Genomic DNA, 17311 nt, shown 5'->3' on the forward strand with positions numbered 1-17311 from the left:
AAGGCCCCAGATAAGATCCGTGACGACAGCGACGGCGGGATGACGATGATCGGAACCAACGAGATCTCAAAGCGGGAAGCCGAGGTTCTCGACGCGTTGGCCGCACGGATGTCGAACGCTGAGATCGCGGACAAGCTCTACATCTCGGTCCGCACCGTGGAAAGCCACGTGTCGTCGTTGCTGCGGAAGTTCGGGGTCACCGACCGCCGAGCGCTCGCCGACCGCGTCATTCCGTCGGAGGCCGGCGCGTCGCCGGTCGGCCGGATCGTGGGTCTGCCGGCGGCCTGGACGACGTTCATCGGTCGGGACCGCGAGCACGACGCCGTCATCGCGGCCCTGGCCAGCACCCGACTGGTGACGCTGCTGGGACCGGGCGGCGTCGGCAAGACGCGACTCGCGGTGGTGCTGGCCGATGCCTCCGCGTCGACGTTCCCCAACGGTGGCGCGTTCGTCGATCTGGTTCCGGTGCGTGACGCCTTCGTGGCCCAAGCCGTGGCGTCGGTGCTCGGTGTGGCGGAGAGCCCTCAACGCCAGCTGGAGGAGGCCATCGCCGACCGTCTGAGTGCGAGCCGGTCGATGCTGATCCTGGACAACTGTGAGCACGTCCTCGACGCGGCGGCCGGGTTCGTCGAACGACTGCTGGGCGCCTGTCCCGGCATACGGGTGCTGGTGACCAGCCGAGCCCGCCTCGGCCTGCCGGGCGAACGGTTGGTCGTCGTGGAGCCGCTGCCGCTGGCCTCCGACGCGGAAGCACTCTTCCGTGACCGCGCGATCGCGGCCGATCCGGAGTTCACCGCCGATCCGGATGTGATCGCCGACCTCTGCGCCCGGCTCGACGGCATGCCGTTGGCGATCGAGTTGGCTGCGGCCCGGGCCGCCTCGCTGGGTGCACACGGTCTGCTGGCCGCCCTTGACGACGCACTCCGCCTGCTGGTCGGCGGTCGCCGGCAGGACGTGCGGCACCGATCACTGCGCACGGTCATCAGTTGGAGCTACGACCTCCTCGACGAGGAGGAGCGTACGTTGTTCCGTCACCTCGCCGTGTTCGTCGGCAGCTTCGACCTGGACGCCGTGCTGGCGGTGACCCACATCGGTGACCGGGCCGCCGTCGCCGACGTGCTCGGCCGTCTGGTCGACAAGAGCCTAGTCGTCCACCAGCGGACCACGGGCAGGTGGCGGCTGTTCGAAACCGTCCGGGCCTTCGCCCTGGACCAACTGAAGGCGGACGACGACCGCACCGGCGTTCAGGACCGGTATCTGTGTTGGGCCGCGACGCGCGCGACAGCGTTGGAGGCTCGGCTCGACGGCCCATGGCACGAGGCGTTCGACGCGGTCGTCGATGACCTCCGGGCGGCACTCACGAACGCAGCGCCCGGACCGGGCCGGGTGCCTCACCAGCTGGCACGCTCGCTGGGCCACCTCACCTTCGCCCGGCGCTTCCTGAAAGAATCACTCGGTCATTTCCAGCAGGCGGCGACGCGCGCCACCGAGCCGGCGGCGGCGGCACACGACCTGCACACCGCGGCGGACTGTGCCCATGCGAGCAACATGTCCGGTCTCCACGTTTATGAGCTGCTGCTGTCCGCCGCGCGGGAGGCGCGGGCCGCAGGCGACGGTAATGCTCAGGCAAAGGCCCTGTCCCACGCTGCGGAGCTGGCCTGCCGGTTCCCAGCCAGGTTTCCTGTCGAGATCCCGTACGAGCGGCTGCGTCGGTTGGTCGACGAGGCCGTCGCGGTGGGCGATTCCACCGACACTGTCGTCGCGGCACGCCTGGCCGTCGCAGCGGCGTGGACCGCCAACCCTGCCAAGTACGACCCGGATCCGGTGCTGTCCGAGGCCGCGTTGCTCGCCGCACGCGACACCGCTGATCCCGTCCTTGTCAGCGCCGCCATCGATGCGACGGGTGTGGCGGCGATGAGGCAGGGCCGGCTGCGGGAGGCGCACCGTCTGACCCGGCAGCGATTCGACCTGACTTCCGCCATGCGGCGCGACGATCCACGCTCGGCTCCCGAGATCATGGACATCTTCGGGGCAGCGGTGGCCGACGCCATCATGACCGGAGACCTGCCCGCCGCAATCTCCGTCGCCCGGCAGTCCTTGGCGGACGAACTGCTCGGCGACCAGTCACAGATAGCGGCGAGTCGGATGATCCCCGGCCTGGTCCTCTCCGGCGATGTCGACCAGGCGCTGCGATACTCGGTCCTGTTGTGGGACGACTGGACGCAGGCCGGCCGTCCCCACGCGGGGTGGATGTGGCCGGCGGTGTGGGCGATCGCGCTCGCTCACGGTCTACGCAGGGACGCCGGCAAGCACGCATTGTGGCGCGCTAGGGTGGCGGAGGTCGCCGGGGCCGCGAACGTCGGCACCCGCCGGCTTTCGCCGATCGCCGCCTTCATCGACGCACGACTCGCCATCCAGACCGGCAACCTGGCCGACGCCGCCACCCTGGTCGAGAACGCCGTGGCCGGCGCGCCGGTCGGGCTGAGCCGCTACGAGACGTACGCTCGCGCCACCGGCGCTGAACTCGCTGTCGTCGCCGGGCTGCCCGACGCCACGGCATGGCTGACCGCCGCCGCCCCGGCCGCGGCGGAGAACGACTGGGCGGCCGCCTGCCTCGCACGCGCCGCCGGCCGGCTGCACCGCGACAAGTCCGCTCTCGCCGTCGCGGTCGAGGGCTGGGAGCGCATCGGCGCACGGTTCGAGCGGGCCTGCACCCTCCTGCTCCTGCCCGAGCGTGCCGACGAGGGCCGCACCGAACTGTCCGCGCTGAACCTCCCGGCGCCAGGCTGAGGCCGGATGCGGACGGGTTCGACGCATGCCGGCGAGGACGTTGCCGGGCGCTGTTGCGTTGGGCCTTCGTGTTGATCGAGCGCCGAAGAATTTCCACAACGATCGCCGGCGGGTCGACAACTGACTCCGCGCCGCACAGTTCCGGCGACGTCTATGCGGTACTTGTCCGGCTATCCACAAGGCCACGCGAGGCCATGATCGTTCGCTAGCCGCAGCTTCTCCGGCGGCTGATCTTGACGATCGCTCAATGCAACAGCGCCGGCAGCGGTATCTGCAGACCGGGTGCGGGGCGTTCTGCGGCAGTGTCGACTTCTTCGCCGACGCGGCGGACGGGTGCGTGCCACTGGACCGCGGCGACTTCGTCGTCGCCACCAACAACCAGGGGCACGTCGGCGTCTCCGGCTTCGACGCCACCTTCGGTGCCGACCCGCAGCTGCGGGTCGACTTCGGCTACCGGGCCGACCACGTCGTCGCGCTCGTCGTCAAGCGGCTCATCGCGCTCTACTATGGACAAGGCCCGCGCTACTCGTACTTCGACGGCTGCTCGCAGGGCGGCCATGAGGGGTTGACCGAGGCGCAGCGCTACTCTCTGGCACGGCTGGGCAGACCAGACGATCTCGCCCTACGGGACGATCGCCTACTACCACGGCCTCACCGAGCGCATGGGCGGGAAGGACGCCACTTCTCAGTTCGCCCGCCTGTTCATGCTGCCGGGCGTCGCCCACTGCGGTGCCGGTCAGGGACCGGATGCGTTCGACGCGCTCACCCCCACCCTCGCCTGGGTCGAGAACGGCGTCGCACCCGACCGGCTCGTCGCCACGAAGCGCCAGGACGACACCGTCGTACGGACCCGGCCGGTCTACCCCTATCCGACCGTCGCCCGCTACGACGGGAGCGGCAGCATCGACGACGCGGCGAACTTCGCACCGGCGGCGCCGCCCACGCGCTACGAGGACGACATCCCCTGGCTCGGGTCGTTCCGCTCCGGCTACGAACAGACCTGCGGCTGGCACGACGGCCACTGGTCCTGCACCCCCGCGCCGCAGCCGAGCTAGTAAGCGCGGCTTGCGTCCTACACCCCAACCGCGGCCAGGGCCTGCCGATCGGCTGCTTGTCGCCGCGCTGGACCACCTCGGCGTCTCCCCCGCCGACCTGCACCAGGCCGCATGTGGCGGGCATCCTGCCGGAGATGCCGGCGTGATCGGCGTCGGGTTGCTGCGGCTGCCGTGGTGGGCCGTCAGCGACCGGGCCTTCCGACACCCCGAAACGAGATACCGGTGTTGTGCGCCAGACGCTCGAACCCAGGTGCGGGAGTTCGGGGCCCATCGGTTTGCTGTGGTGTCAGAGGCGGAGTTGTTCGTAGCGGTCGCGTGGTTCGGCGGTGAGTGGGTTGATGCATCGGCGCAGCGGCGGGGTGAGCGCCGGGTATAACGACGCCGAGTCGGAGCAGGCCGCGCGGTCCGGTGACACGATCGACCCTATGAGGGCGATAGTGGTGACCGACCAGGCGGCCGGAACGGCCGGGATGACGCTGGCAGAGCGGCCGGAGCCGCCTGCGGGGATCAATGACGTCATCGTGCGGGTCCATGCGTCGGGATTCGTGCCGACCGAGCTGGAGTGGCCGTCGACCTGGACCGATCGCGCCGACCGGGACCGCACGCCGTCGATCCCCGGGCACGAGCTGGCCGGCGTGGTCAGCGCGCTTGGGTACGGCACGACCGGGCTGTCGGTGGGACAGCGGGTATTCGGCCTCACGGACTGGCATCGCGACGGCACCCTGGCGGAGTACGTGGCCGTCGAGGCGCGCAACCTCGCACCGCTGCCCGGCGACGTCGACTTCACGGTGGGCGCGAGCCTGCCGATCTCGGGCCTGACCGCGTGGCAGGGGCTGTTCCAGCACGGCCGCCTGCAGGCGGGGCAGAGTGTCCTCGCCCACGGTGCGGCCGGCGCGGTCGGGACGATGGTGACGCAGCTCGCGCGCGAGGCCGGCGCACACGTCATCGGTACGGGGCGCGCCGCCGACCGGGAGAAGGCGCTCGACTTCGGCGCGCAGGAGTTCGTCGACCTCGACAAGGACGCATTGGAGGACGTCGGCGGCGTCGACCTGGTCTTCGACGTCATCGGCGGCGACATTCAGCGCCGCTCCGCGGGCCTGATCCGCGCCGGAGGAGTCCTGGTGAGCGTCGTCGGGCCGGCCGAGGCGCGGCCCGCCGACGGCTTGGCGATCGACTTCGTTGTCGAGTCCGATCGCGCGCAACTCGGTGAGATCGTCCGCCGGGTGCGGGACGGACGGCTGCGCACCAACATCGGCACCGTTGCGACCCTCGACGATGCCGTCGCCGTCCTCAACCCGACCGAGCGGCTTCGCGGGAAGACGATCATCCGCATGCGTTCGTGAAATGGAGGGTGATCCTCCAGGACGGCCATCACCCGCCGCCTCCTCCGGTTACCCCATCACTCGCCGATAGCGTGGGAGCCATCGCAACTCCACCAACCTGGAGAGGAGATCGCGATGTCCGAGTCCTTTTCCCTCCCCACGGCGCCCGAGGGCGTCATCCCCGCGCTGGTCGAGCGTTTCAACTCCGGCAAGGTCGGCGAGTTGATGACCCTGTACGAGGGGGCGGTACTCGTCGCCGACGACGGGCGGACCGTTACCGACAGCACCGAGGTCGCGGCCGAGCTCGAGCGTGACATCAGCCTCGGGCTGCCGCTGGCGGCCAAGGCGCGCCATGTGTTCGTGGCCGGCGACATCGCCGAGATCGTGGTCGACTGGGCGATCGACGGCCCCGGTCCCGACGGCCGGCACGTGCACGTCGCCGGCACGGCCAGCGATGTGGCGCGCCGCGGCTCCGACGGCCGCTGGCGGTACCTGATCGATAACCGTCTTGGGACCGCGGTACGACAGCCTGCGTGACGGGGGTGCGCCATGACGACCATCGAGCTGTACCCGGACGACGTGCACAACCGGCGGACGATCCACCAGGGCCACCCGCCCGACTGGGTCAACCGCGACGGTGGCGACTACGACGTGGTGGTGGTCGGCGGCGGACCGGCCGGCCTCACCGCCGCCACGACGGCCGCCGCAGGCGGGCACCGCGTCGCGATGACGGAGCAGCGGCTGACCGGGGGCACCTGTGTCAACTTCGGCTGCACGCCGAGCAAGGCGCTGATCCGGTGCGCACGCGCGGTTCACGATGCGGGCCGCGGAGCCGAGTTCGGATTCCGGCTCGACGCCCCGCCCCGAACCGATTTCGGCGCGGTCATGGAGCGGGTCCGCCGGATGCGCTCCATGAGCAGCGCCGGCGACGCGGTCCAGATGGCCGAGGAGGCGGGGGTACAGGTCTACCTCGGCCACACCCGCTTCACCGCCCCGAACGCCGTGGAGGTCGACGGCCGGCCGCTGCGGTTCCGCAAGGCGGTGATCGCCACCGGATCGGAGCCCGTGGTGCCGGCCATCGACGGTCTGCGGACCGGCGAGTACCTGACCAACGAGACCGTCTTCGCCCTGACCGAGCAGCCCTCCCGGCTGGTCGTTGTCGGCAGCGGCCCGCAGGCGTGCGAGCTCGCCCAGGCCTTCCGCCGCCTCGGTAGTGAGGTCGACCTGGTCGGCCACTCCACGACCCTGCTGTCCCAGGACGAGCCGGAGGCCGGCGAGCTGATCCGCCGCCGGTTCGAGCAGGAAGGGATTCGGCTGCATCTGGGATTCACGGCGGTACGGGCAGGCGCCGGCCGGCTGCTGGCGCTCGGCCCCGGTGGGACACGCGAGCTGCCGTACGATGCCCTGCTGCTCGCCACCGGCCGCAAGGCGAACGTGGAGCATCTGAACCTGGACGCGGCCGGGGTCCACGACGCCGGGGATGGCGTGGCGGCGGATGCGTACCTGCGCACCGCCAACCCCGACATCTATGCCGCCGGGGATGCGACCTTCCCGCTGAAGTACACGCACGCGGCCAACGCGACTGCGCGGCTCTGCATCGCCAACGCCCTGGATGCAGCGCATCGCCCGGCCCGGGACCTCGTGATTCCCCACTGCACCTACACCGATCCCGAGGTGGCCGAGGTGGGCCTGACCACACGCCGGGCCCGCGACGAGGGCGTCGCCATCGACACGTACCGGCTCGACCTGACCAAGGTGGAGCGGGCCTTCATCGACGGCGAGGACGAGGGTTTCGGGGCGATCCACACCCGCAGCGGCAGCGGCGAGATCGCCGGCGCAACCCTCGTGGCAGCACACGCCGGCGAGATGATCAGCGAGCTGACGCTGGCGATCACGAACCGGCTGACGCTGGAAGCACTCGCCGACACGGTGCACTGCTACCCGACCCAGGCCGAGGTCTTCCAGCGGATCGCCCTGCAGGCCAGACCCCAGCGGGTTGCGACGGCCCACTGAGTCCGCCGGCAGGCCTGAGATCCGGGACGGCACCAGCCATGGCGGTGCCGTCCCGGATCCACCGATGACTCTCAACCGCCTACCGCGCTGTGCCGCCGCCAGCGAGGTCGAAGCACGCCGCCGAGCACGCCGCCGCCAACGGCTGGCCCAAGGCCACCGATGGTCACCCGCAACTCATAGTCCAATGTGGAGTGTCGACGGCGGGTGTTGTACCAGCCTTGAAGCCGGCCGAGTCAGGGGTCGCGATCCGGCACAGCCGGACTGTGGGCATGACAGCGAACCAGCCTCCGCAAACCTCTACCTCGTCAGCCTGCTCCTGCTCGCCGTAATCTCGATCGGCTGGCTGTCGCTGCGCATCGCCGGCCCCGGAAACTCGATCTGTTTATCACCTGGCCCTGACAGATAGGGTTCGCCCCGCCTGGGCATGGTCCCACTCGGCTCGGCGAGATCGCCGTGGTGGTCGGCGGGACGGTCGAGGGCGACGGCGCCGTGACGGTGACCGCGCCGACCGGGCTCGACGGCCGGCAGGCCTAGCCGGGCGGCCTCTTCATGTACGTGCAGCAGAAGTCTGTCCACGGGAGGAAAGGACCCCTTCGTGACCACCTCTATCTCGGCCCGTCCCCATCCGGGCACCGCAATGACCGACGAACAGCGCGCCGACTTCGAGCGGGACGGTTTCATCGTCGTGCCGGGCGCGCTCTCCGAGGACGAGGTCGCACACTACGCGGCCGCCGTTGACCGGGTCTACCAGGAGCACGCCGCCGCCGGCAAGCTCGCCGCCGACCGGTCGCTGCACAAGCTCAACGCGGTCGACAGCTGCAACGACCTGGCGCCGCTGCTCGACCACCCGAGCGTCTTCGGCCTGGTGTGGTCGATGCTGGGCTGGAACGTGCACGCGTACCACTCGCACCTCGACGTGCACCCGCCGCTGACCGAGAGGAAGCCGTTCCGGTTCGAGTGGCACCAGGACGGCGGCCGGCAGAACCGCGAGATCGAGAGCGACCCGCGGCCGCGCCTGTCGGTGAAGCTCGCGTATTGGCTCTCCGACGTCTCCGCGACCGGCCGCGGCAACTTCCAGGTCGTGCCGGGCAGCCACACCGCCAACTGGATCGACGGTCCGCCGCGCCGCGACATGGAGTGGCCCATCCCCAAGGGCGCGATCGAGGTGACCGCCAACCCGGGTGACGCGGTCTTCTTCGACCGGCGCATCTGGCACGCCCGGTCGAACAACTACTCGCAGATCACCCGCAAGGGCGTCTTCTTCGGGTACACGTATCGGTGGGTGCACACCCGCGAGACCATGTCCACGGACCTGGTCGGTCTCACCCCGGTGCAGCGGCAGATGGTTGGCCTCGAGGACGGCGACGGCGACCACGCGTGGGGTCACTACCCGAGCAAGGTCCCGCTGTACGGGCTACTGAAGGAGCATGACCTGCTCGACCCGAAGCACCCGCCGCTGAAGCCGTAACACGCCTCCGGAATCACCCGGCCAGTACCGTTTCGCTCCGCCGTTGCCGGAGATACCGGCAGCATCCCGGCGGGCACATCTCCGGACGTACGCACGTCTGTGTCTGAAATGGCGTCGAGCCGGGCCCATTCCGAGAAAGGACGTCCATGGAAGTCATCCGCGCTCCATGCAGGAGCCGGCCGGCCGAACAAGAGTGCTATACCGGCGTCGTATGGGTCGACCAGGAGGTGGTGGGTCTGCAGCCGTCGCGCCTGCTGACGTTCCGCGCGCAGTTCAGCCTTGGTGCGCGGACGGCCTGGCACCGCTGCCCGTACGGGCGGGTACTACACGTTCTGCACGGCGTGGGCAGGGTTCAGCGCCGCGGAGGCCCGGCCTACGAGGTGCACGCCGGAGACACGGTCGTCGCCGCCGCCGGAGAGTGGCATTGGCACGGCGCTGCACCGAACGCGTTCGTGGCGGTGATATCGGCCCACGAGACCGACCCGGATGGCACCGACATCGAATGGGGTGCGCACGTGACCGACGCCGAATACCTGCTGCCACCGCTCGGGATGATAGCTCCGCGCCAAAGCACGGATCGGGTCGCGCACCGCGAAGCGTGCTGGTAACAGCCCTGAGCTTCATGTTGAAGATCTTTCGGATTCGTGAGTCGTTGTCGATCGATCGGGTTGGCAGGTAAGACAATCAGCGTTGTGACTACCTCAACCCGGTCGACCGGTCCGCGCCGCGGTGTCGTTCGCGATGCGGATGCGTTGCGGGAGCAGCGGATGCGGGCGGTGGACATGTTCGAAGCCGGTTGCCGGCGGGTCGATGTGGTTAACGAGCTGGGTGTCACGGCGCAGGCCGCGTCACGGTGGTACCACCGTTGGCGGTCCGGCGGGCGGGAGGCGTCGATCGGTGCGGCGCGGCTGGGACGCCGGTCGTGGCTGTCCGACGAGCAGATCGGGCAGGTGGAGGCGGCGTTGCTGGCCGGGCCGAAGGCCCGCAGGTTCGGCGCCGACATGTGGACCCTGGCTCGGGTCGCCGACGTGATCGAGCGAGTGACCGGTGTGCGGTACTCGCCGACGCAGACCTGGCAGATCCTGCGGCACCGTCTCGGCTGGACCCGCCAGCGGCCGGCCCGCCGCGCCGTCGAGCGTGACGACGCGGCGATCGAGGCGTGGGTCAAGCAGGACCGGCCGAGGATCAAAGGGGGCTCGACGATCCGGCGCCTGGATCTGCTTCCAGGACGAAAGCGGATTCTCCCTCCTGCCCGTAGTCCGCGGGACCTGGACCCCGCGCGGGCAGACACCCGTCCTGCGGCACCGGTTCTCCTGGACCCGCATGTCGATGGCCGGCGTCCTGGCCTACCCACCCGACCGCTCCCGCGCGAAGCTGGTCTTTCAAACGAAGGCCGGCAGCTACAACACCGACAGCCTGATCGAGTTCCTCACCCAGCTGCGCCGGCACCTGCGCGGCAAACCCGTCGTGCTGATCTGAGACGGGCTGTCCGCGCACCGCTCCAAAACATGAAGGCCTGGCTCGCCACCCACCAGCACTGGCTGACCGTCGAAGCGCTGCCCGGCTACGCCCATGACCTCAACCCCATGGAACTGGTCTGGGGCAACCTCAAAACACCGAACTGGCCAACCTGTGCCCCGACATCCTCGACGACGCGGACACCGCCGCCCACACCGGCCTGCACCGCATCGGCAGCAGCTACCAAATGGTCGCGGCACTGACCGACCAGGTCATGCGCCATGGCGTATGCCGGGCCGAGGCCCGCGGCGGCCGGCTCGACCCACCGATACTGGCCATGCCCGACGAGGCCGCCAACATCTGCCCCACTGGCGGACCTGCCGCTGCTCTACAGCCACTACGGCAGCCGCTCCATCATGCTCGTCACCATCCTGCAGACCTACCAGCAGGGCAGCACCGTCTGGGGCGACAAGGGCATGGGCACCTTGTGGGGTGCCGCCACAGTGAAGCTCATCGGCGCTGGCGGTGACGACCCCTGGTTCGCCGCCGACGTGTCCTCGCTCATCGGCGAACACGACGTGGCCACCATGTCGCACATTCGCGACGGCAACGGCACCGTGTCGCGGCAGGATAGCGTCGGCCTGCAGCGAATCATGGGACCCGAGGACGTCCGCGCCCTCAAGCGCGGCACCGCCATCCTGCTCGCCTCCGGTGCCCGGCCCGCGCTGTTGCGGCTCGATCCGTGGTTCCGCCAGCCGTTGTCGACGGTGGCGACTTGCCACCCGGGTGCCAACTGCCGAGCGAGGCCGACCTTGCCGAGCGGTTCGGCTGCGGCCGGGACACGGTCCGCGACGCCTTGGCCGATCTAGCGCGTCACCCGGACGAGGGGCAGGAACAGCTCGTCGACGATCGAGCGGATGCGGGCCGGCTCCAGGGGTTTGAGGTCCATGAACAGGTCGTGGCGGACCAGATCGAACGGCATGCGCAGGACCGCGGCCGGGATCCGGTCCAGGTCGATCTCACCGCGGTCGTGGGCGCGCTGGTACATGGTCCGGCTGCGGAACAGCGGCTGATTGCCCAGGATCCGGTCGCGCACCTCGGCGGGGGTGAGTCCGGTGCCGGCCAGCAGGCCTGAGAAGGCGGCGGCCGCGGTGACGGCGAAGAAGGCGGCGCGGGCCTGGCCCATGCCGGTCAGCGCGGCGATCAGGTCGCCGCGCAGGGTGCCGGTGTCGGGCAGCTCGACCGGGTGGCTGGTGCGGTGGCGCTCGATCGCGGTGAGCACGAGTTCGTCCTTGTTGGCCCAGCGGCGGTACAGCACGGCGATGCCGGTGCCGGCCCGGGAGGCGACGGACTCCATGGTCAGCTTCGCGTAGCCGGCCTCGACCAGCTCCTCCCAGGCGGCGTCCAGCAGCGCGGCCTCGAGCTCGGGTCCGCGTCGGCGGGAGGTGGTCATAAGCACAGTATAAGGAAGGTTTGCATTCCCTAGTGCGCGGCCCTACCTTCCTAAGAGATGAATTCCTCTCTTAGGAGACGGGTGAGACGATGACCATGACAGAGGCCCCTCCGGCGACGCTGTCGCCGCAGGTCAAGTACGCACTGCTGGCACTGCTCGTCGGCGGGATCGCGGCGATCCTCGACTCGACGATGGTGACGCTGGCGATCCACACGCTGGTCGTGAAGCTGCACTCGAGCACCGGCGCGATCCAGTGGGTGACCACCGGCTTCCTGCTGGCGATGGCCGTGGCGATCCCGATCACCGGGTGGGCCGAGCGCCGCTGGGGCGGCAAGCGGGTCTGGATGGCGGCGCTGCTGTTGTTCCTGCTCGCCTCGGTGCTGTGCGCGGTGGCGTGGAACGACGCCAGCCTCATCGGCTTCCGGGTGCTGCAGGGCTTCGGCGCCGGGTTGATCTTCCCGCTGATGCAGACGCTCGCTGTGCGCGCCGCGGGCGGGCGGGTCAGCAGCTCGCTGATGGCGGCCGTCAGCCTGCCGATCGCGCTCGGCCCGATCCTCGGCCCGGTGTTCGGCGGCCTCATCCTCAACTGGCTGAGCTGGCGCTGGCTGTTCCTCGTCAACGTGCCCGTGATCGCCGTCGGGCTGCTGCTCGCGTGGAAGCACCTGCCGGCCGATCGCCCCGCGGCCGGAGCCGGGCGCGGCCGTCTGGACTGGCTCGGCCTGGGCCTGCTCGCGCCCGCCCTGGCCGGGATCCTGCTCGGGCTCTCCCAGTTGTCCGCGGACGGCGGGATCGGCCACGCCGGGGTGCTGGTGCCGCTGCTGGCCGGGACCGCGCTGCTGGCCGCGTTCATCGCTTGGGCGCTGCGGCCCGGCGACCGGGAGCCGATCGTCGACATCCGGCTGCTGCGGCTGCGGTCGCTCGGCACGGCCTCCGCGGTCCTGTTCACGGCCGGCGCGGCGATGTACGCCGCCATGTTCCTCCTGCCGCTCTACTACCAGCAGCTGCGCGGCGACAGCGTCCTGGACGCCGGGCTGCTCCTGATCCCGCAGGGCGTCGGCGCCCTCGCCGCCCGCTTCCTGGTCGGCAAGCTGGTCGACCGGCTCGGGGCACGCGCCGTGACGATCGGCGCGTTCCTGCTCACCACCGCCGCCACCGTCCCGTTCGCGCTGGCCGGGCCGGGCACCAGCCTGTGGTGGCTGGGTACCGTACTGCTGATCCGCGGCCTCGGCATCGGGACAGTGCTGATCCCGCCGATGTCCGTCGCCTACCAGGACATCGAGCCGGGCGGCATCCCGCACGCCACGATGAACACCCGCATCGTGCAGCAGGTAGGAGCCTCGTTCGGCACCGCGATCGTCGCCGTCGTGCTGCAGTCGCTCGTCGAGCACGGCGCCACGGACGCCTTCCGGGGCGCGTTCTGGTGGGCCATCGGCATCTCCGCGGTCGCGGTCATCCCCGCCGCCGCCCTCCCCGCCAAGCAGCCGAGGGTTGAGGCCCTGTCCTAGCGCAGCAGGGCATCGTGATCAAACAGCGCGGGAAACGGACCATCGTGCGCGAACGACCGACCCTGACACCGGTACCGCTGCTGGCGGGCGCCACGATCGTCGCGCGGCCCGTGACACGGCATGAGATCGAAGACCTCGGCTGGACGAGGCGGTCGCACTGTTCCGGCAGTCGCTCGCCCTGCCCGGGGTTGAGTACTGGCCGTTCGAGCATGCCCGGATCCGGCTGGCCCTCGGCGAACACTACCGCCGCCGCCAGCAGCCGGGCGCCGCCCGCCCGGAACTCCGCCGCGCCACCGACCTCCTCGCCCGCCTCGGCGCCACCACCTGGAGCCGCCGCGCCGAACAGGAGCTGCGGGCCACGGGCATCGCCGTCACCGGCACACCTCGCGCTGACACGGACCCGGTCGACCTCACCGCACAACAGCTCGAGGTCGCCCACCTGGCCGCCGCAGGCCTGAGCAACAAGGAGATCGGCCAGCGCCTGTACCTGTCCCAACGCACGGTCGGCGCCCACCTGTACCGCATCTTCCCGAAACTCGGCATCACCTCCCGCTCAGCCCTCCGCGACGCCCTCGACCACACGGACCACGAACGGTCTTGAGGGGGTGTGGGTGGAGCGAAGCTCCCCCACCGGGGAGCAAGGCGAAGCCTTGCGCGGGGCCAAGTGGAGCCACAACGGCGGATCGGCACAGCCGATGAGCAGGCTGCGCTGATTGGCGGAACGTGGGCCGGAGGTATCGCGATGCGAACCCGGCTCACGTGGTGGTCGGTGACCCACTGCCGCTGGCTCTTCGCGGGTCACTCGGGCGGAGTGAGGCCCGATGACCGACCCTGATCAGCGGAGCCGGGAGGGGGTTGCCAACTACTTGCGCTCGATGATGCGGTATGACGCTCTAGTGAACTTGAAGGAGTGGGCGGAGCGGGAAGGTGTACACCACGTCACCGCCTACCGCTGGTTTCGGGAAGGGAAACTGCCGGTCCCAGCACGCAGGATCGGCCGGCTCATCCTGGTCGACCCCGTCGCGACCGCCGCTCCCGTCGCCGCGACAACCGCTGTGTACGCCCGGGTGTCTTCCGCGGACCAGCGGGCAGACCTGGACCGGCAGGTCGCGCGGGTCACCACCTGGGCCACCGGGCAAGGGCTGGCCGTGGACCGCGTTGTCACCGAGGTTGGATCGGCGTTCAACGGGCGTCGCAAGAAGTTTCTTGCCCTGCTCCGCGACCCGCGGGTGTCCACGATCGTGGTCGAGCACCGGGACCGGTTCGCCCGCTTCGGTGCCGAGTACGTCGAAGCCGCTTTGGCCGCGCAGGGACGCCGCCTGCTGGTGGTCGATCCGGCCGAAGTTGATGACGACCTGGTTGGTGACGTCACCGAAATCCTGACCTCGCTGTGCGCCCGCCTGTACGGCCGCCGCGCTGCCGCGGACCGTGCCCGCCGCGCGGTCGAGGCGATCGGCTCGGACGTGCCGTGAAGACGATCCAGGCGTACCGGTACGCCCTCGACCTCACGGCACACCAGCAACGGGCCACGCTCGCCCACGCCGGCGCGGCCCGCGTCGCCCACAACTGGGCGCTCGCGCGGGTCAAAGCCGTCATGCAGCAGCGGGAAGCCGAACGCACCTACGACATCCCCGACAATCAGCTCACCGAGTCGATGTCGTGGACTCTGGCGGCGCTGCGCCGCGCATGGAACGAAGCCAAAGCCGAGGTCGCCCCGTGGTGGGCGGAATGTTCCAAAGAGGCGTACAACACCGGCCTCGACGCGCTGGCCCGCGCGTTGAAGAACTGGAACGACTCGCGGACCGGCAAGCGGAAAGGCAGGCCGGTCGGGTTTCCTCGGTTCAAGTCCCGCCGCCGCACCACCCCGTCGGTGCGGTTCACCACCGGCACCATCCGCGTCGAACCCGACCGCAGGCATGTGGTGCTGCCTCGGTTGGGCCGGCTGAAGCTGCACGAGTCCGCCCGCAAACTCGCCCGCCGCATCGAGGCGGGCACGGCCCGGATCATGTCCGCGACCGTGCGGCGCGACGGCAGACGTTGGCATGTCTCGTTCACCGTCGAGGTGGACCGCGCCGACCGCAAGCCAGCACGGCCGGACTCGGTGGTCGGGGTCGACGTCGGCATCAAGCATCTCGCGGTGCTGTCCACCGGCGAACTGGTCGCCAACCCCCGCCACCTACACGCCGCGCAGGCCTGCCTGCGGACGTTGGGGCGGGCGATGGCACGGAAGGTCGGCCCGGACCGGCGGACCGGTCGACGCCCGTCGAACCGGTGGCATCGGGCATCGGCCGCTTCCAGTCGCGCCCATGCGAGGGTAGCGAACCTGCGCCGCGACGTCCTGCACAAGCTCACCACCCGGCTGGCCCGTGAGTACGGCACGATCGTGGTCGAGGACCTGAATGTGGTCGGCATGCTCGCCAACAGGAGTCTCGCGCGGCACGTCGCCGACGCCGGGTTCGCCGAGATCCGCCGCCAGTTGGATCCTGCTGGCCAATTGTTGGGTTCATGCGGCTTGGGCGAGTCGGGCGAGGTGGCTGGTGCGGGTTCGTTCAAGGGGGTTGTCGTTCCAGTAGGCGGTAAGTCGTATCAGGTTGATCGCGACGGCGCTGAAGACGTTTTGCAGGTGGGTTTTGTTCAGTCCTCGGTAGCGGGCGTGGCGTGTGCCGGTGACGTTGACGGCTTGGCTGATGGTCCCTTCGACACCGGCGCGCCGCGCGTATTTCGCTTGCCAGGCTTGGGTTTGCTGCTCTGCGCGGACCTGTTGGATGGCTTCGTGGACCTGTCGGGGACGTATCGTCAGCTTCCGGCGGCCGGTGCGGTCGGTGGTGCACTGCTGACGCATGGGGCACGGCTGGCAGGTCGAGCGGGCGAACTGCACGACGATGACATCGTGGCCCAGGTTCGTGGTCGGACTCCAGACGGCGCTGCTGTGGCCTTGGGGGCAGGTGGCTTGCTGGTTGTCGAAGTCGATGGTGAACGCGGTGCTGTCGAAGCCGCCGGCAGCGCGCGCCTGGACGGAGTTGTTCTTCCGCAACGGGGTGACCAGCGTAATGCCGTAGCGAGCTGCGGAGGCGACGACCAGGTCGATGGACGGGTAGCCGGAGTCCAGGTAGTGCTCGTCAGGCAGCAGCCCACGCTGGTCCAACCGTTCATGGATCGGGGTCGTCATCACCGAGTCGTTCACGGTCGCGTCGGTGGTCATCACGTTGGTGACGAGGTTGGGCAGCTCATCTGCGGCCGGGTCCGGATCGTTGCAGGTTTCGCTGAAGTGGGCCTTGTAGCCGTGCCAGACCTTGCCGGCGGCGCGGGTGGTGCCCCACCGGGCGTCGGTGTCGTAGGGCGATGCGATGCGCTGTCTTCCCGGCGGGAGACCATCCACTGTGGACTCCCGCCGCCTGACCACCTCCCGCCCGTGCTCGTCGCGCTCACGGACGTAGTTCTGCAGCAGCACCACCCGCAGCACCTCCACGGCCGGGAGACGAGCTAACCACGCCGGGCTCGCAGGGTCGTAGACCGCCCTCAACAGCCCGAACCCGTCACGGCCGTAGACGTCGGCCAACTCGGCCCGGGCGGGCCGCGACGACGGCAGCCGCCACTCGTGGACCCGCTGCCCGTATCGCTTCGCCAGGACCGGCACGTCGAGTGTCTGCCCGACCCAGTCCGGCGCCGCCACCGCCAACGCTTCCAGACAGGCCCGCACCGACTCCCCGGCCAGTTCCAGCCGGCTCAGATCCCGTACAGCCGCCACCACATGGGTGGCGTCCGTGCGCTGCTTGCCACCCGCAGTCAGCAGACCCTCACCAATCAGCCTGGCCAGCAGCAGATCAAGGACCCGCTCCTCCAAGCCTTGAGCGACCACCCGGGCGCGGAACTCACTCAACACCGACGCGTCGAATCCCGTGTCGGTCAGTTCCAGTCCCAGCGCGTACTTCCACGACAGCTTGTCCCGGACCGCCTCGGCCGCCTGCCGATCGGTCAGGTTCTCCACCATCTGCAACACCGTGATCAACGCCAACCGACCAGGAGACCAGCCAGGCCGACCTCTCACCCCAAACGCCACACCGAACTCCTCATCGGCGAACAGCTCCCCCAACCGATCCCGCACCACCACCGGCAACGGAGCCTCACGCCCGACATACATGGCACGAATCACCGCAGCGACCTGCGGATCAGGCTCAGGCCACGGCATCGGCTGCATCGACATCGCCGAACCCACCTCCACAACAACCAACAAACAGAAAGCCGCA

At 69.9% G+C, this 17311-nt stretch carries 13 protein-coding genes and 4 pseudogenes; 15 read left to right on the plus strand and 2 right to left on the minus strand.

All coding sequences use genetic code 11. The annotated features are described in order from the left end of the window. Positions 1-39: 39 nt before the first annotated feature. From OHA72_RS47280 to OHA72_RS47330, 11 genes and pseudogenes are all read left to right on the plus strand, one after another. Positions 40-2790: an ATP-binding protein gene (locus OHA72_RS47280; RefSeq protein ID WP_327002654.1), complete on the plus strand. Its 2751-nt coding sequence runs from the start codon at positions 40-42 to the stop codon at positions 2788-2790. A 247-nt stretch (positions 2791-3037) separates the two neighbouring features. Further along, positions 3038-3316, plus strand: a pseudogene (locus tag OHA72_RS65190) (tannase/feruloyl esterase family alpha/beta hydrolase); the annotation flags it as partial. 106 nt (positions 3317-3422) lie between these two features. Continuing rightward, positions 3423-3845 carry a tannase/feruloyl esterase family alpha/beta hydrolase gene (locus OHA72_RS47290; RefSeq protein WP_327011798.1) on the plus strand — a complete coding sequence of 141 codons (423 nt, stop codon included), beginning with the start codon at positions 3423-3425 and terminating at the stop codon, positions 3843-3845. Between the two features lie 425 nt (positions 3846-4270). Next, positions 4271-5188, plus strand: coding sequence for an NADP-dependent oxidoreductase (locus OHA72_RS47295; protein ID WP_327002656.1), 918 nt, complete (start codon positions 4271-4273; stop codon positions 5186-5188). A gap of 204 nt (positions 5189-5392) precedes the next feature. Next, entirely contained in the window at positions 5393-5704 is a 312-nt protein-coding gene (locus tag OHA72_RS47300; protein WP_442788771.1) for a YybH family protein, read from the plus strand. Positions 5705-5716: 12 nt separating this feature from the next. Next, positions 5717-7180 (plus strand): FAD-dependent oxidoreductase, encoded by a 1464-nt coding sequence (locus OHA72_RS47305; RefSeq protein WP_327002658.1) that lies wholly within the window; start codon positions 5717-5719, stop codon positions 7178-7180. Between the two features lie 595 nt (positions 7181-7775). Continuing rightward, positions 7776-8648 (plus strand): phytanoyl-CoA dioxygenase family protein, encoded by an 873-nt coding sequence (locus tag OHA72_RS47310; protein ID WP_327002659.1) that lies wholly within the window; start codon positions 7776-7778, stop codon positions 8646-8648. A 146-nt stretch (positions 8649-8794) separates the two neighbouring features. Continuing rightward, a complete protein-coding gene (locus OHA72_RS47315; RefSeq protein ID WP_327002660.1) occupies positions 8795-9256 on the plus strand; it encodes a cupin domain-containing protein in 462 nt (153 codons plus the stop codon). A gap of 159 nt (positions 9257-9415) precedes the next feature. After that, on the plus strand, positions 9416-10369 hold the full coding sequence (locus OHA72_RS47320; protein ID WP_327002661.1) for a winged helix-turn-helix domain-containing protein: 954 nt from the start codon (positions 9416-9418) through the stop codon (positions 10367-10369). A 153-nt stretch (positions 10370-10522) separates the two neighbouring features. Further along, positions 10523-10804 (plus strand): annotated as a pseudogene (locus tag OHA72_RS47325) (TraM recognition domain-containing protein); the annotation flags it as partial. Positions 10805-10848: 44 nt separating this feature from the next. Beyond that, positions 10849-10929 (plus strand): annotated as a pseudogene (locus OHA72_RS47330) (hypothetical protein); the annotation flags it as partial. Positions 10930-10971: 42 nt separating this feature from the next. Here the strand turns inward: OHA72_RS47330 and OHA72_RS47335 are convergent. Then, positions 10972-11559, minus strand: a complete 588-nt coding sequence (locus OHA72_RS47335; RefSeq protein ID WP_327002662.1) for a TetR/AcrR family transcriptional regulator — start codon at positions 11557-11559, stop codon at positions 10972-10974. 89 nt (positions 11560-11648) lie between these two features. On the opposite strand from OHA72_RS47335, the gene OHA72_RS47340 reads away from it, so the two are divergent. The 4 genes and pseudogenes from OHA72_RS47340 to tnpB form a co-directional block, all read left to right on the plus strand. Then, entirely contained in the window at positions 11649-13064 is a 1416-nt protein-coding gene (locus OHA72_RS47340; RefSeq protein ID WP_327002663.1) for an MDR family MFS transporter, read from the plus strand. Positions 13065-13533: 469 nt separating this feature from the next. After that, on the plus strand, positions 13534-13665 hold the full coding sequence (locus OHA72_RS65195; RefSeq protein WP_442788772.1) for a LuxR C-terminal-related transcriptional regulator: 132 nt from the start codon (positions 13534-13536) through the stop codon (positions 13663-13665). A gap of 295 nt (positions 13666-13960) precedes the next feature. Continuing rightward, positions 13961-14536, plus strand: coding sequence for an IS607 family transposase (locus OHA72_RS47345; protein ID WP_327011799.1), 576 nt, complete (start codon positions 13961-13963; stop codon positions 14534-14536). Then, positions 14533-15486: pseudogene (tnpB, locus tag OHA72_RS47350) on the plus strand (IS607 family element RNA-guided endonuclease TnpB); the annotation flags it as partial. The gene OHA72_RS47345 and the pseudogene tnpB, both read left to right, overlap by 4 nt. Positions 15487-15567: 81 nt before the next feature. Here tnpB and OHA72_RS47355 read toward each other — a convergent pair. Then, positions 15568-17268, minus strand: coding sequence for an IS1182 family transposase (locus OHA72_RS47355; protein ID WP_327001903.1), 1701 nt, complete (start codon positions 17266-17268; stop codon positions 15568-15570). Positions 17269-17311: the final 43 nt, after the last annotated feature.

It is taken from the genome of Dactylosporangium sp. NBC_01737 (assembly GCF_035963215.1).
Lineage (GTDB): Bacteria > Actinomycetota > Actinomycetes > Mycobacteriales > Micromonosporaceae > Dactylosporangium.

What these genes read in the sequence shown, in the direction of transcription:
- OHA72_RS47280 (WP_327002654.1), top strand. Translation starts at nt 40, where the DNA reads ATGACGATGATCGGAACCAACGAGATCTCAAAGCGGGAAGCCGAGGTT.
- OHA72_RS47295 (WP_327002656.1), top strand. Translation starts at nt 4,271, where the DNA reads ATGAGGGCGATAGTGGTGACCGACCAGGCGGCCGGAACGGCCGGGATG.
- OHA72_RS47300 (WP_442788771.1), top strand. Translation starts at nt 5,393, where the DNA reads ATGACCCTGTACGAGGGGGCGGTACTCGTCGCCGACGACGGGCGGACC.
- OHA72_RS47305 (WP_327002658.1), top strand. Translation starts at nt 5,717, where the DNA reads ATGACGACCATCGAGCTGTACCCGGACGACGTGCACAACCGGCGGACG.
- OHA72_RS47315 (WP_327002660.1), top strand. Translation starts at nt 8,795, where the DNA reads ATGGAAGTCATCCGCGCTCCATGCAGGAGCCGGCCGGCCGAACAAGAG.
- OHA72_RS47320 (WP_327002661.1), top strand. Translation starts at nt 9,416, where the DNA reads ATGCGGGCGGTGGACATGTTCGAAGCCGGTTGCCGGCGGGTCGATGTG.
- OHA72_RS47335 (WP_327002662.1), bottom strand. Translation starts at nt 11,559, where the DNA reads ATGACCACCTCCCGCCGACGCGGACCCGAGCTCGAGGCCGCGCTGCTG.
- OHA72_RS47340 (WP_327002663.1), top strand. Translation starts at nt 11,649, where the DNA reads ATGACCATGACAGAGGCCCCTCCGGCGACGCTGTCGCCGCAGGTCAAG.
- OHA72_RS47355 (WP_327001903.1), bottom strand. Translation starts at nt 17,268, where the DNA reads ATGTCGATGCAGCCGATGCCGTGGCCTGAGCCTGATCCGCAGGTCGCT.